15 protein-coding genes are annotated in these 13,772 nt (G+C 70.1%); 2 read left to right on the forward strand and 13 right to left on the reverse strand.

From position 1 onward, the window contains the following. Positions 1 to 81 precede the first annotated feature (81 nt). A complete protein-coding gene (locus tag ACXVUM_RS00270) occupies positions 82 to 1,470 on the reverse strand; it encodes a glycine--tRNA ligase (protein ID WP_458519895.1) in 1,389 nt (462 codons plus the stop codon). Positions 1,471 to 1,650: 180 nt separating this feature from the next. On the opposite strand from ACXVUM_RS00270, the gene ACXVUM_RS00275 reads away from it, so the two are divergent. Both ACXVUM_RS00275 and ACXVUM_RS00280 read left to right on the forward strand, forming a co-directional pair. Beyond that, positions 1,651 to 1,998 (forward strand): ArsR/SmtB family transcription factor, encoded by a 348-nt coding sequence (locus tag ACXVUM_RS00275; protein ID WP_458522735.1) that lies wholly within the window; start codon positions 1,651 to 1,653, stop codon positions 1,996 to 1,998. Next, positions 1,995 to 2,420: a Fur family transcriptional regulator gene (locus ACXVUM_RS00280; RefSeq protein ID WP_458519896.1), complete on the forward strand. Its 426-nt coding sequence runs from the start codon at positions 1,995 to 1,997 to the stop codon at positions 2,418 to 2,420. The genes ACXVUM_RS00275 and ACXVUM_RS00280 overlap by 4 nt, the downstream gene beginning before the upstream one ends. Before the next feature lie 30 nt (positions 2,421 to 2,450). On the opposite strand, the gene ACXVUM_RS00285 is transcribed toward ACXVUM_RS00280, so the two are convergent. The 12 genes from ACXVUM_RS00285 to hrcA form a co-directional block, all read right to left on the reverse strand. After that, on the reverse strand, positions 2,451 to 2,867 hold the full coding sequence (locus ACXVUM_RS00285; protein WP_458519897.1) for a hypothetical protein: 417 nt from the start codon (positions 2,865 to 2,867) through the stop codon (positions 2,451 to 2,453). Next, complete coding sequence (locus ACXVUM_RS00290) at positions 2,864 to 3,691, reverse strand: isoprenyl transferase (protein WP_458519898.1); 828 nt, start codon at positions 3,689 to 3,691, stop codon at positions 2,864 to 2,866. Before ACXVUM_RS00290 ends, ACXVUM_RS00285 begins: the two co-directional genes overlap by 4 nt. Beyond that, positions 3,654 to 4,451 (reverse strand): DNA repair protein RecO, encoded by a 798-nt coding sequence (gene recO / locus ACXVUM_RS00295; protein WP_458519899.1) that lies wholly within the window; start codon positions 4,449 to 4,451, stop codon positions 3,654 to 3,656. The genes ACXVUM_RS00290 and recO overlap by 38 nt, the downstream gene beginning before the upstream one ends. A 4-nt stretch (positions 4,452 to 4,455) precedes the next feature. After that, positions 4,456 to 5,820: a YhgE/Pip domain-containing protein gene (locus ACXVUM_RS00300; RefSeq protein ID WP_458519900.1), complete on the reverse strand. Its 1,365-nt coding sequence runs from the start codon at positions 5,818 to 5,820 to the stop codon at positions 4,456 to 4,458. Beyond that, positions 5,821 to 6,762, reverse strand: coding sequence for a GTPase Era (gene era / locus ACXVUM_RS00305; protein ID WP_458519901.1), 942 nt, complete (start codon positions 6,760 to 6,762; stop codon positions 5,821 to 5,823). It lies immediately after the preceding gene. Further along, entirely contained in the window at positions 6,759 to 8,108 is a 1,350-nt protein-coding gene (locus ACXVUM_RS00310; protein ID WP_458519902.1) for a hemolysin family protein, read from the reverse strand. Before ACXVUM_RS00310 ends, era begins: the two co-directional genes overlap by 4 nt. A 4-nt stretch (positions 8,109 to 8,112) precedes the next feature. After that, on the reverse strand, positions 8,113 to 8,664 hold the full coding sequence (gene ybeY / locus ACXVUM_RS00315) for an rRNA maturation RNase YbeY (protein WP_458519903.1): 552 nt from the start codon (positions 8,662 to 8,664) through the stop codon (positions 8,113 to 8,115). Between the two features lie 34 nt (positions 8,665 to 8,698). Next, positions 8,699 to 9,691, reverse strand: a complete 993-nt coding sequence (locus ACXVUM_RS00320; protein ID WP_458522736.1) for a PhoH family protein — start codon at positions 9,689 to 9,691, stop codon at positions 8,699 to 8,701. A gap of 191 nt (positions 9,692 to 9,882) precedes the next feature. Continuing rightward, entirely contained in the window at positions 9,883 to 10,665 is a 783-nt protein-coding gene (locus ACXVUM_RS00325; protein ID WP_458519904.1) for an alpha/beta hydrolase family protein, read from the reverse strand. 46 nt (positions 10,666 to 10,711) lie between these two features. Continuing rightward, on the reverse strand, positions 10,712 to 11,467 hold the full coding sequence (locus ACXVUM_RS00330) for a 16S rRNA (uracil(1498)-N(3))-methyltransferase (RefSeq protein ID WP_458519905.1): 756 nt from the start codon (positions 11,465 to 11,467) through the stop codon (positions 10,712 to 10,714). A gap of 30 nt (positions 11,468 to 11,497) precedes the next feature. Then, on the reverse strand, positions 11,498 to 12,643 hold the full coding sequence (gene dnaJ / locus ACXVUM_RS00335) for a molecular chaperone DnaJ (RefSeq protein WP_458522737.1): 1,146 nt from the start codon (positions 12,641 to 12,643) through the stop codon (positions 11,498 to 11,500). 69 nt (positions 12,644 to 12,712) lie between these two features. Continuing rightward, positions 12,713 to 13,747 carry a heat-inducible transcriptional repressor HrcA gene (gene hrcA / locus ACXVUM_RS00340; RefSeq protein WP_458519906.1) on the reverse strand — a complete coding sequence of 345 codons (1,035 nt, stop codon included), beginning with the start codon at positions 13,745 to 13,747 and terminating at the stop codon, positions 12,713 to 12,715. Positions 13,748 to 13,772: the final 25 nt, after the last annotated feature.

The following is a 13,772-nucleotide window of genomic DNA, read 5'->3' on the forward strand; positions in this document are numbered from 1 at the left end:
ACTCTCCACACTCACACGACTCATCTGCAGGCCTCGACTATCCCAGACGGGAGCGGTGCCCGGAAACCCGCGCGACCGCGGTCAGGCGCCGAGCAGTTCGCCGGCGAGGTATCCCGCCACCTGGTCGAGCGCGACGCGCTGCTGGCTCATGGTGTCCCGCTCGCGGATGGTGACGGCGTGGTCGTCGAGCGTGTCGAAGTCGACCGTGACGCAGAACGGTGTCCCGATCTCGTCCTGACGGCGATACCGCTTGCCGATGCCCTGAGCGTCGTCGAACTCGACGTTCCAGTGCGTGCGCAGCTCGGCGGCGAGGTCTCGCGCCTTCGGCGAGAGCTGCTCGTTGCGCGACAGCGGGAGCACGGCGATCTTCACCGGCGCGAGACGCCGATCGAGCTTCAGCACCGTGCGGGTGTCGGTGCCGCCCTTGGCGTTCGGCACCTCCTCCTCGGTGAGCGCGTCGACGAGGAACGCCATCAGCGACCGGGTCAGGCCGGCCGCCGGCTCGATCACGAACGGCGTGTACCGCTCACCCGAGGCCTGGTCGAAGAACGACAGGTCCTCCCCGGAGTGCTTGCTGTGCGTCGACAGGTCGAAATCGGTGCGGTTGGCGACGCCCTCGAGCTCACCCCACGGGTTGCCCGAGAACCCGAACTTGTACTCCACGTCGACGGTGCGCTTGGAGTAGTGCGACAGCTTCTCCTGCGCGTGCTCGTAGAGCCGCAGGTTGTCCGGGTCGACACCGAGGTCGACGTACCAGGCCAGGCGGTGGTCGATCCAGTACTGGTGCCACTGCTCGTCCTCGCCCGGCTTGACGAAGAACTCCATCTCCATCTGCTCGAACTCGCGGGTGCGGAAGATGAAGTTGCCCGGCGTGATCTCGTTGCGGAAGCTCTTGCCGATCTGGGCGATGCCGAACGGCGGCTTCTTGCGCGCGGTGGTCATCACGTTCTTGAAGTTGACGAAGATGCCCTGCGCCGTCTCCGGTCGCAGGTAGTGCAGCCCCTCCTCGTCGTCGACGGGGCCGAGGTAGGTCTTCATCAGGCCGCTGAACGCCCGCGGCTCGGTCCAGCTGCCGGGCTGCCCGGTCTCCGGGTCGTTGATGTCGGCCAGACCGTTCTCCGGCGGGTGACCGTGCTTGGCCTCATACGCCTCGATCAGGTGGTCGGCGCGGTAGCGCTTGTGGGTGTGCAGCGACTCCACCAGCGGGTCGGAGAAGACCTCGACGTGACCCGACGCCTCCCACACCTGCCGCGGCAGGATCACCGACGAGTCCAGGCCGACGACGTCGTCGCGGCCGGTGACCATGCTGCGCCACCACTGCCGCTTGATGTTGTCCTTCAGCTCCACACCGAGTGGGCCGTAGTCCCACGCCGACTTGGTACCGCCGTAGATCTCTCCGCAGGGGTACACCAGACCCCTGCGCTTGCAGAGATTGACGACGGCGTCGACGCGATTGCTTGGTCCGGCCACGGTGGACAGCACTCCATGGGTTGCAGGAAAGGGAACCCGGCCAGCGTAGTCGCGTCGGGACGCGGCACCCGACCCCGCCCACGTGCCTTGACATGCTCCGCCACGCATATGAGAATCGTTTCCGATAAGGAGGCGCGACGACGCATGGCTGAGCCCACCCTCGGGGTCGAGAACCCCGGTATGGACGACCACCCGCCCGCGGCGGATGTCGGTGCACGACCCGATCCGCACGTGCTGGAGGGCGCCGGCGAGTTGCTGCGGGCACTCGCCGCCCCGGTCCGCATCGCGATCGTCCTCGCCCTGCTCGACCGCGAACAGTGCGTCCACGAACTCGTCGGCGCACTCGGCGTCACGCAACCCCTCGTCAGTCAACATCTGCGGGTGCTGAAGTCCGCCGGAGTCGTGGTCGGACAGCGCACCGGTCGCGAGATCCTCTACCGGCTCGTCGACGACCACCTCGCGCACATCGTCACCGACGCCGTCGCCCACGCCTGCGAGAACACCGCCCACACCCGCGAGAACACGTGAGCGCCGAGTCCGCCCCGTCCACGCCGGGTGTGCGGTCGACCCGACAGCGGCATGCGATCGCCGAGTTGCTCGGCACCGTCGACGAGTTCCGGTCCGCACAGGAACTCCACGACGCCCTGCGCGCCGACGGCCAGTCGATCGGCCTGACCACCGTCTACCGCAACCTGCAGGCACTCGCCGACGCCGGCGAGGTCGACGTGCTGCGCACCGACAGCGGCGAGTCGCGCTACCGCCGGTGTTCCACCGACCACCACCATCACCTGGTCTGCCGTGACTGCGGCACCACCGTCGAGGTGCGCGCCGAGGCCGTGGAGGACTGGGCGCGCGACGTCGCCGACCGGTTCGGCTTCCGCGACATCAGCCACACCGTCGAGGTGTTCGGCACCTGCACCGACTGCAGCCACGCACCCGCCGGTCGGTGACCACGTCGACCTGCCGGTCGCGGGTCCCGATCAGTCGGTGAGGCGGCGCGCCAGGTCGGCACCGATCGACAGCACCAGCGTGACCATCGTGATCAGCGCCGAGTCGTCGAGGCCACCCGCGGGGAACGTGTAGTTCTGCAGGACGTCGGTGGTCACACCGTCGACCGACGACCGCTTGATGCTGCCGAAGCTGGTCTCCCCCGCGAGCCGGTCGATGTCGTCGCGGAGCGCCTCGGTGTTCGGCAGGTCCCAGGCCAGCACCTGCGTCAGCGACAGCACCTCGAGACCGTCGGCGAGTGACATCGCCTGCAGCGCAGCGCGTGTGCCGTCGAAGGACACCGTCGCGGACACACCGTCGTCGCCGCGCAGGACCTCCGACGACGCGTCGAGCAGACCCGCCACGCGGTCGAGCAGGGCGGCCGCACCGCCGACACCGGGGCCGGTCACGTCGCCGGCCGGGAGTGGTCGACGCCACCGAAACGGCGGTCGCGTGAGGCGTATTCGACGCAGGCGGCCCACAGGTCGCGGCGGTCGAAGTCGGGGAAGAGCTTCTCCTGGTAGACCATCTCCGCATACGCCGACTGCCACAGCAGGAAGTTCGAGGTGCGCTGCTCCCCCGACGGGCGCAGGAACAGGTCGACGTCGGGCATGTCGGGCTCGTCGAGGTGCCGGGCGACGGTCTCCTCGGTGATGCGGTCCGGGTCGAGCTCACCCGCGGCGACCCGACGGGCGATGTCACGGACGGCGTCGGCGATCTCGGCACGCCCACCGTAGTTCACACACATCGTGAGGTTCATGACGGTGTTGTCCTTCGTCATCTCCTCGGCGGTCTCGAGCTCCTTGATCACGCTGCGCCACAGACGCGGTCGGCGACCGGCCCATCGCACCCGCACACCGAGCTCGTGCATCTCGTCGCGACGGCGGCGGATGACGTCCCGGTTGAAGCCCATGAGGAAGCGGACCTCCTCCGGGCTGCGCGACCAGTTCTCGGTGGAGAACGCGTACGCCGACAGCCAGGTGACGCCGAGTTCGATGCACCCCTCGACGGTGTCCATGAGGACCGCCTCACCCCGCTTGTGCCCCTCGGTGCGCGGCAGACCGCGGTCGGTGGCCCACCGCCCGTTGCCGTCCATCACCAACGCGACGTGGCGGGGCACGAGTTCGGGCGGCAGGGCGGGTGGGCGGGCACCCGACGGATGGGGTGTGGGCGTCCGCACGACGCGGCGTGCCGGATCAGCCGACGGCTTCGCGGATCGGCGTCGGACCGCCATCGCTGTCGTCCTTCCCGGCGCGGTGCGGCGCCTCGCGTTCGATCAACGGCAGGGTCCGCAGCTGGCGTTCGAGATGCCATTGCAGGTGGGCCGCGGTCAGGCCGCTCGTCTGCCTGCGGACGGTGGGCGCCACGCCCTCGGTGTGCTCCCACCGCCCACGGTAGAGGTCGTCCATCAACTCGAGGACACCCGGCGCCGGGGTCGCCGACCCCTGCGGGCGGCAGTGCAGACACACCGCTCCCCCGGCGGCGACGTGGAACGCGCGGTGCGGTCCCGGTGCATCGCAGCGCGCACACCGCGACAGCGCCGGCATCCATCCGGCGAAGTCCATGGCGCGCAGCAGGAAGGCGTCGAGCACCTGGTCGCGGGGACGTTGGCCGGCGGCGATCGCCCGGAGGGCGCCGACGGTCAGCGAGTGCAGGCGGTCGGCGGGAGCACGCTCCTCACCCGCGAGCCGCTCGGCGGTCTCGAGGATCGCGCAGGCACTGGTGTAGCGGCCGTAGTCGGCGACGATGGAGGAGGCGAACGCGTCGAGGCTGTCGACCTGGGTGACGATGTCGAGGTTGCGGCCCGGATGCAGCAGGACGTCGACGTGGGCGAACGGCTCCAGCCGCGCACCGAACTTGGACCGGGTGCGGCGGACGCCCTTCGCGACCGCGCGGACCAGACCGTTCTGGCGGGTCAGCAGGGTCACGATGCGGTCCGCCTCACCCAGTTTGTGCTGCCGGACCACCACCGCCTGATCCCGGTAGACCCTCACCGTCTCAGTCTCCCACCGCGGCCGCGGGATCCTGCCGTGACGCGGCCGGTCCCCCCGCATCCGGCTCGCGCCGCCATCCCTTGCCGTCGTAGAGGCGGGCGGCGACCGAGCCGAGCACCAGACCCAGGGCCAGGCCGATGCCGGTGATCACCAGCGAGTGACCGAGCCCAGCCCGGAAGTCGCCACCGAAGTACAGGATCGACCTGACCCCCAGGTAGATCTGCCGCATCGGCTCGACCTCCGCAAGCCACCCGAAGATGCGAGGGCTGGCCTCCAGCGGCACCGCACCACCCGACGACGGCAGGCCGAGGATGACGAAGAAGATGAGGTTGACGATCATGCCCGGCGTCCCGAACAGCGCCATCACCGACGACGCGGTGACACCGACCGCGGTGATCGCCAGCGTCGAGTACATCCACAGCGTGAACGGGGCCGGATCGTCCATCCCGACGGCGGCGCACACGCCGACGTACAGCGCCGACTGCAGCATCGCGATGACGAACATGATCCACCACTTGGCGACGAGCGTGCCGCGGCGCGAGATGGGCAGACGGGGACGCAGGCGGTACCGCGGACCGATCTCGATCGGGATGAAGCCGAGCATCCCGTCGACGAGGGAGTGCACGATCAGAGCGCCGGTGAACCCGGCGAGCACCAGCAGGATCGTGAAGTAGAACGCCGACAGCCCGTTCGCGGCGCCGCCGGGCAGCGGGTCGGCGTCGACGACGTCGAACACGACGGGCGCGGAGAAGGCGTACGACGCGAGTCCCGGGAAGGGGATCTGGTTCTGCGCCAGCCGGTCCCGCACGGTCGACGTCAGCTGCTGCCCGAACTGCTGGTTGACCTGCCCTTTGATGCGGTCGATGACCGAGGTGGTGATCGACGAGGCGAACGTGCCCGAGCGACGGTTGGTCAGCACCGTGATCGTCGGCGGGGTGGGGGTGGCGCGTCCGACCACCGAACCCGCGAGATCGATCGCCTGCTGGGAGAAGTCGTCCGGGATGACGATGACGCCGTAGGTCTGCGCCGACCCCAGGCGGTCGAGGGCGCTGCCGCGGTCGAGGACGCGGATGTCGACACCGGTCCCCTTCGTGCCGTCCACGATGCCGCGAGCCACCTGGTCGCCGAACTGCGCCCGGGGCGCGTTCTCGCCCTGCGACGCACCGACGTCGTCGTTCACCAGGTCGATGGAGAAGCCGTGCAGGTTCTTCTCCGTGTCGACGATGGCGCCCATGTACATCGCCGCGAGCAGCGACATGATCGCGAGCACCGCGGCGATCGGGGCGATCCAGAACCGCGGCGTGGAGATGAGGTGCAGGACGGCGTCCCGGGAGGTGCCGGAGTCCTCCTCGGACTCGTGCCTGCCCATTCAGAACCCCATCCGGCGCAGCTGTCGCGGATCGCGCTGCCAGTCCTTCGCCACCTTCACGTGCAGATCGAGGTAGACCTTCGTGCCCAGCAGCCTCTCGATCTGGGTGCGCGCCGCGGTCCCGACCTCCTTGAGGCGGGCGCCCTTGTGTCCGATGACGATCCCCTTCTGGCTGGACCGTTCGACGTAGAGGATCGCGTGCACATCCACCATCGGCGGTGCGTCGTCCGGCCGGTCCTCCCGGTCGATGACCTCCTCGATCACCACCGCCAACGAGTGCGGCAGCTCGTCGCGCACACCTTCGAGTGCGGCCTCACGGATGAACTCGGCCATGAGCACCTGTTCGGGCTCGTCGGTGAGCTCCCCGTCGGGATAGAACGCCGGACCCGGCTCCATCATCGACACCAACAGGTCGCCGAGCACGTCGAGCTGCTCGCCCGACTTCGCCGAGACGGGTATCACCTCGCGGTCGGGTCCGAGGAGTCGGGACAGCGCCATCAGCTGCTGGGCCACCTTGTCCGGTGTGACGCGGTCGATCTTGGTGACGACACCGAGAAGCGGTGTGCGCGGGGCCATCCGCCCGACCTGGTCGACGATCCACCGGTCGCCCGGCCCGATCGGCTCGTCGGCGGGGATGCACACCCCGATGACGTCGACCTCGGAGTACGTGTCGCGCACCAGGTCGTTGAGACGTTGGCCCAGCAGTGTGCGCGGTCGGTGCAGACCCGGTGTGTCGACGAGGATCAGCTGCGCGTCCGGGCGGTTGACGATGCCCCGGATGGTGTGCCGGGTGGTCTGGGGACGGTTGGAGGTGATGGCGATCTTCTCGCCCACCAGTGCGTTGGTCAGCGTCGACTTGCCGGTGTTGGGGCGACCGACGAAACACACGAAGCCCGAGCGGAACTCGGACCCGGCGTCGACGCCGGGGAACTCGTCGCTCATGCGCGGCCCGCCGCGTCGGCGTGGTCGTCGCGGTCCGCCGCGCGCGTGTCGGCGGCGTCCTCGGCGTCGTCGGGTGGGTCGAGGCGTCGGACCACGGCGGAGGTGATCCGCAGTCGGCCCTGGCGGTTCGGTCCACCCTCGGCGACCAACTCCAGCCCGTGGTCCTCGACACGCGCCCCCGGGAGAGGGACACGACCGAGCCGCAGGGCGATGAGGCCACCCACGGTGTCGACCTCGTCGTCGTCGATCTCGACCTCGAACAGCTCCCCGAGATCCTCCACCGGCAGCCGCGTCGACACCCGGTAGCGGTCCTCCCCCAGCTCGTCGACCGGTGGCACCTCGTCGGTGTCGTACTCGTCGTTGATCTCGCCGACGATCTCCTCGAGCACGTCCTCGATCGTGACCAGGCCGGCGATGCCGCCGTACTCGTCGACGAGCATCGCCATGTGGTTGCGCAGACGCTGCATGTCCGACAGGACCTTGTCGAGGGGTTTGGAGTCCGGGATGAACTCCGCCGGGCGCATCACGTCGGCGACGCGGACGGTCTCGTCGGACCACCGGGACGACACCACGTGTTCGGCGAGGTCCTTGAGGTAGACGATCCCGAGCACGTCGTCGGGGTTCTCACCGATCACCGGGATCCGCGAGTGCCCCGACCGCACCGCCAGGCTCATCGCCTGCGCCGGTGTCTTGTCCGACTCGATCCAGATCATCTCCGGGCGCGGCACCATCACCTCGCGCGCGGAGGTGTCCCCGAGGTCGAAGACGGACTGGATCATCCGTCGTTCCTCGGCGTCGACGACGCCGCGCGCCTCGGCCATGTCGACGAGCTCACGCAGCTCCACCTCGGTGGCGAAGGGCCCGTTGCGGAATCCCTTGCCCGGCGTGATCGCGTTGCCCAGCAGGATCAGCAGCCGGGTGATCGGTCGGATGAGGAACCCGAGCGCCTGCAGCACCGCCGCGGACGCGAGGGCGATGGAGTACGCGTTCTGACGGCCCAGGGTCCGGGGACCGACACCGACGACCACGTAGCTGACGACGGCCATCACGACCACCGTCACGAGCACCGCGTAGCCCGGTGCGATCGCGTCGAACAGCACGACGGCGACGAGGGCGGTGGCCGCGATCTCGCAGACGATCCGCAACAGTGTGGTGAGGCCGACGTAGGTCGCGCGGTCGACCAGGATCCGACGCAGACGGGTGGAGCCGGGCCGGTCCTCCCGGATCATGTCGTCGACGCGCGCGACGGACACGGTGAGCAGGGCGGTGTCCATCGCCGCGAACAGCCCGCCGAGGGGCACGAGCGCGATCGCGACGACGATCAACCAGATGTCGGTGACGACCACGGTGTCAGCGCTCCCGGCGGGTGTCGCCCGCGGTGAACCCGATGCGATCGAGCAGGCTGGAGTCGCGCGCCTCCTGGCGGCGGCGGCGCTGGTCCTCGCGGCGAGCGACGTACCAGTCGTCGACGATCCGGCCCTGGAGACCGAACATCTCCTTCTCCTCGTCGGGCTCGGCGTGGTCGTAGCCGAGCAGGTGCAGGACCCCGTGCACGGTGAGGACGACGAGTTCGTGGTCCACCGAGTGCTGGGCCGACGCGGCCTGCGCGGCCGCGAACGACGGGCACAGGACGATGTCCCCCAGCATCGCCGGCCCGGGGTCGGGTGCATCGGGCCGTCCGCCGGGGGTCAGCTCGTCCATCGGGAAGCTCATGACGTCGGTGGGACCGGGCAGGTCCATCCACCGCAGGTGCAGCTCGGCCATCGTCTCGTCGTCGACGAGAACCATCGACAGCTCGGCGGCGGGGTGCACGTCCATCGCCGCGAGCGCGAACCCCGCGACCGCCACCAACATCGGTTCGTCGACGTCGACGCCGGATTCGTTGGAGATCTCGATGCTCATGGCGTCCATCCGATCACGATCGGGCGGTCGAAGACTAACGACGGCCGGCGGGACCGGCGCGGCGCGCGGCCCGGTTGCCGCCGCGGGCGATGTCCTGCGACTCCTCGAAACGGCCGTAGGCGTCGACGATGTCGGCGACGAGCCGGTGTCGCACCACGTCGGAACTGGTCAGCGTGGCGAAGTGGATGTCGTCGATGCCGTCGAGGATGCGTGCGGCCGTCCGCAGCCCGCTCTCCGCGCCGCCCGGCAGGTCCACCTGGGTGACGTCACCCGTGACGACGACCTTCGACCCGAAGCCCAGCCGGGTCAGGAACATCTTCATCTGCTCGCCGGTGGTGTTCTGCGCCTCGTCGAGGATGATGAACGCGTCGTTGAGCGTGCGACCGCGCATGTAGGCCAGCGGCGCCACCTCGATCACGCCCGCCGCCATCAACTTCGGGATCGCGTCGGGATCCATCATGTCGTGCAGGGCGTCGTGCAGGGGCCGCAGATACGGGTCGATCTTGTCGTTCAGGGTGCCCGGCAGGAATCCGAGCCGCTCCCCCGCCTCGACGGCCGGTCGGGTCAGGATGATCCGGTTGACCGACTTCGCCTGCAGCGCCTGGACCGCCTTGGCCATCGCGAGGTAGGTCTTGCCGGTACCGGCCGGGCCCATCCCGAACACGACGGTGTTGGTGTCGATGGCGTCGACGTAGCGCTTCTGGTTGAGCGTCTTCGGCCGGATCGTCTTGCCGCGCCGCGAGATGATGTCGAGGCTCAGCACGTCGGCCGGTGAGGCACCCGACCCGTCGGACATCATGGTGACGCTGTGGCGCACCAGGTCCGGGGTGAGGGTGGTCCCGTGGCGGACGATCGAGACGAGTTCGGCGAGCACCCGCTCGGCGAGCGCGACGTCGGCCGGTTCCCCGGTGAGGGTGACGCGGTTGCCCCGCACGTGGATGTCGGCGGTGAGCAGTTCCTCCAGGGCCCGCAGGTTGCGGTCGCCGGTACCGAGAAGACCCACGACGACGTCCGGCGACACCTCCATGCTGGATTCCGCCCGCTGGTCACGGCCAGCGGTGATGGCGTCGGTCACCAAACGTGTCGCTCCTCGTCGTCTCGTCACACCCGGCGGCGGGTCCGGCGAGTGCGTACCCACCGAGTCTACCCGCGCCGACCCGCCGGGATCGAGCGTGTTTCCCGGCCGTCGGTGCAGGTGGGAGGACGGCCGCGTACCGATCACACGCCGAGGCGGCGCAACGTCTCCCGGTGCGACCGGCTCGTCGGGTCCAGGAACGCGTCGTGGCCCTCCCCGGGGACGGTCACCAGTTCGGCCGACTGGCCCCGCTCGGTCACCGCGGAGACGTACGCCGCGCTCAACTCCGGCGGTACGGCGGTGTCCTCCTCGCCGCTGATCACCACGACATGCGCGGGGAACGGGTCGAGATGGGCGGGTGAGGCATCTCGATACCTGTGGGGTGTGCTGGCGTAGTCGGCCCCCATGAACATCGCGAGACGCTCGTGACCGCGTTCCCCGACGAGCACGAGATCCGAGGCCGGCGCCTGCGCCACCACCGTGGAGAGGGTGAGGAACCGCGTCCGGGCGCCGATCCGGGCCACCGCCCAGAGGGCCAACTGGCCGCCCGCCGAGTGGGCGACGACGGAGACGTCGCGGTCGACGGCGGCGAGCATCTCCCGTGGCACGGCGTCACGGACGGGGCCGTCGAGCGCGAGCAGTGCGTTCGTCACGTCGTAGCCGGATTGCGGCCAGGCGCCACCGGGCTCCCCGGCCCGCCGGTACTCGACGTTCCAGACGATGACCCCACGGTCGGCGAGATCCTTCGCGACCGGGGTCTGCACCATGAGTCCGAACTCGGTGGACCAGTACCCGCCGTGGACGATCACCACGACCCGCACCGGCGGGAGCACGCCGTCGTCGTCGACGCCGGGCATGGTCGGGATGTACAGATGGCCGAACTGCGATTCGCCCGGGCCGTAGGGCACCTTGACACGTGTCGTCACCGTTGCGGATCCTTCATCGCCGAGATCCTATGTCGAGGAGTCGGACTCAGCGCGGCGACCAGCGTCGCGTGGACACACCGATCGCCCCGAGCGCGACCGCGGCCGCGGTCGACGTGCGCAGCACCTCCGGACCCATCCGCACCGGTCGCGCACCGAGTGCGCGCAGGTCGTCGAGCTCGTCGGGGTCGATCCCACCCTCCGGGCCGACGACGAGCACCACCGCGGTGGCGTCGCGCAGCGGGATGTCGGCGAGCGGCTCGGAGGCGGCCTCGTGCAGGACCAGCGCCACCCCGCCGGAGCCCACCGCGTCGGCCACGAGCTCACGGACGCCGGGCAGACCCACCGGGCCGTCGACGACGGGTATGTGCGGGCGGCGACTCTGTTTGGCGGCGGTGGCCGCCGTCGAGGTCCACTTCCGGATGCCCTTCTCCGCGCGCGGGCCCACCCAGCGACTGACCGACCGTGCGCTCTGCCATGCCACGATCCGGTCGACGCCGGCCTCGGTCGCCAGCTCCACGGTGAGCTCGGAGCGATCGGACTTCGGCAGCGCCTGCACCAGCGTGACCGGTGGATCCGGGGCCGGAACCACGCGCCTGTCCACCACCCGGTAGCGCAGGCGGTCCTTGGCCAGGGTGGCCTCCACGTCGCAGTCGGCGACGGTGCCGAGACCGTCGCAGACGGTGATCCGATCACCGGCGACGATGCGCGTGACGGTCACCGCGTGATGCCCCTCAGCGCCCGCGAGATCGGCGCGTGCTCCGTCGCCGGGCACCTCGTCGACCCAGAACAGCGGGGGTGTCATCGCCCGGGTCCCGTCGTCACCGCGCCGACGTCAGCGACCGGCGAAGGCGTTGCGCAGCCGAGAGAACAGGCCGCCGGTGGTCGCCGACTGGGAGTCGACCAGTTCCAGGCGCTCACCGGTCGCGACGGCCTTGTACGCCTTGAGGCGATCGGTCTGCTTGCTGTCGAGCCGGGTCGGCACCACCACGTCGAGATGGACGTGCAGGGTGCCCCGCACCCCCGTGTGCAGGTGCGGCATGCCCTGCCCCTTGATGGTCACCACCTGCCCGGGCTGCGTACCGGGGTCGACGGTGACGGTGGCACGACCGTCGAGGACGGTGTCGATCTCCAGCGAGGCGCCCAGCGCGGCGTCGACCATCGGCACCCGCACGGTGCAGTGCAGGTCGTCGCCGTCACGCATGAACACCTCGTGCGACTTCTGGACGACCTCGACGTAGAGGTCGCCTGCGGGGCCGCCGCCCGGGCCGACCTCACCCTGACCCTGCAGGCGCACACGCATGCCCTCGCCGACGCCGGCGGGGATCTTGACGGTGAGGTTCCGGCGCGACCGCACCCGGCCGTCGCCCGCGCACTTGCGGCACGGGTCCGGGATGATCTGGCCGGCACCCTTGCACGTCGGGCACGGCCGCGAGGTCATCACCTGGCCGAGGAACGAGCGCTGCACCGACTGGATCTCGCCGGCACCCTTGCAGATGTCGCAGGTCACGGGCTTGCTGCCGTCGTTGCCACCCTGACCGTGGCAGACGTCGCAGAGGACGGCGGTGTCGACCGTGACCTCTCTGCTGACGCCCTTCGCGCATTCGTCGAGGTCCAGCTGCATGCGCAGCAGCGCGTCGGATCCGGGTTGCACGCGACCGCGCGGCCCCCGGCCCCCGCCGGCCCCGGCGCCGAAGAACGCCTCGAACACGTCGCCGAGACCACCACCGCCGAAGCCGCCGAACCCGCCGCCTGCGCCCGCCGAGGCCAGCGGGTCACCGCCGGCGTCGACGATGCGTCGCTTCTCGGGGTCGGAGAGCACCTCGTAGGCCGTCGACACCTCGGCGAAACGCTGTTGCGCCTGCTCGTCGGGGTTGACGTCGGGGTGGAGTTCACGGGCGAGCTTGCGGTAGGCCCGCTTGATCTCCGAGTCGGAGGCGCCCTGAGCGATGCCCAGGGTGCCGTAGTAGTCACGTGCCACGGTGGAAGCCATGTCCTTCACTGGAGTCGATCGGGGAAACGGTGGGTGGTCGGTGGTGCGCGGCGCCCGTCAGCGCTCGGCCAGCACCTCACCGACGTATCTGGCAACAGCGGCGACCGACGCGATCGTCCCCGGGTAGTCCATCCGTGTGGGCCCCAGGACCCCCAGGCCGCCGAACACGGTGCCCGAGGCACCGTACCCGGTGGACACGACGGAGGCGCCACGGAGGTTCTCGGTGTTCGTCTCCTCACCGATCTGCACGGTCACCTGCCCGGGCATGCCCGCGGCGGCGAGGAGTTTCAGGACGACGACCTGCTCCTCCAGGGCCTCCAGGACCGAGTCCATCGACCCCTGCACCGGTGTGAAGTCGGCCGCGGCGCGCGCCAGGTTCGAGGTGCCCCCCAGCACGAGCCGGTCGTCGGTGCGCTCGACGAGCGTGTCGACGAGGACGGTCGCGATGCGGATGACGGCCGGACGGATGTCCTCGGGTGCATCCGTCGCCAACTCCGCGACCGCGTGCGACGCGACCTCGAGCCGCTTGCCGTGCAACGCCGCGGAGAACATGTCGCGCAGTCGGGCGATGTCGGTGTCGTCGCGGGCCTCGCCGAGGTCGACCATCCGCTGCTCGACGCGCCCGGTGTCGGTGATGACGACCAACAGCAGCCGCGAGGGGCTCAGCGCGACGACCTCGAGGTGACGCACGGTGGCCGACGACAGGACCGGGTACTGGATGATCGCGACCTGCCGGGTGAGCTGGGCCAGCAACCGCACCGAGCGGCGCAGCACGTCGTCGAGGTCGACGCCGGAGTCCAGGAAGCTCAGGATCGCGCGCCGTTCGACCGCCGACAGCGGCTTCACCTCGGAGATGCGGTCGACGAAGAGGCGGTAACCCTTGTCGGTCGGCACCCGGCCGGAACTGGTGTGCGGCTGGGCGATGTACCCCTCCGCCTCCAGCACCGCCATGTCGTTGCGGATGGTGGCGCTCGACACCCCGAGCTGGTGGCGATCCACCAGGGCCTTCGACCCGATCGGCTCCTGCGTCGCGACGTAGTCGGCGACGATCGCGCGCAACACCTCGAACCGTCGCTCGTCCGTACTCGACATGGGTGACACACCTCCGTCCACGCCC

Source organism: Williamsia sp. SKLECPSW1 (assembly GCF_054332755.1).

Coding starts and splice junctions, on each gene's coding strand:
- ACXVUM_RS00290 (WP_458519898.1), bottom strand. CDS start 3,691: ATGGCGGTCCGACGCCGATCCGCGAAGCCGTCGGCTGATCCGGCACGC.
- era (WP_458519901.1), bottom strand. CDS start 6,762: ATGAGCGACGAGTTCCCCGGCGTCGACGCCGGGTCCGAGTTCCGCTCG.
- ACXVUM_RS00275 (WP_458522735.1), top strand. CDS start 1,651: ATGGACGACCACCCGCCCGCGGCGGATGTCGGTGCACGACCCGATCCG.
- hrcA (WP_458519906.1), bottom strand. CDS start 13,747: ATGTCGAGTACGGACGAGCGACGGTTCGAGGTGTTGCGCGCGATCGTC.
- ybeY (WP_458519903.1), bottom strand. CDS start 8,664: ATGAGCATCGAGATCTCCAACGAATCCGGCGTCGACGTCGACGAACCG.
- ACXVUM_RS00330 (WP_458519905.1), bottom strand. CDS start 11,467: ATGACACCCCCGCTGTTCTGGGTCGACGAGGTGCCCGGCGACGGAGCA.
- ACXVUM_RS00300 (WP_458519900.1), bottom strand. CDS start 5,820: ATGGGCAGGCACGAGTCCGAGGAGGACTCCGGCACCTCCCGGGACGCC.
- ACXVUM_RS00320 (WP_458522736.1), bottom strand. CDS start 9,691: ATGGAGGTGTCGCCGGACGTCGTCGTGGGTCTTCTCGGTACCGGCGAC.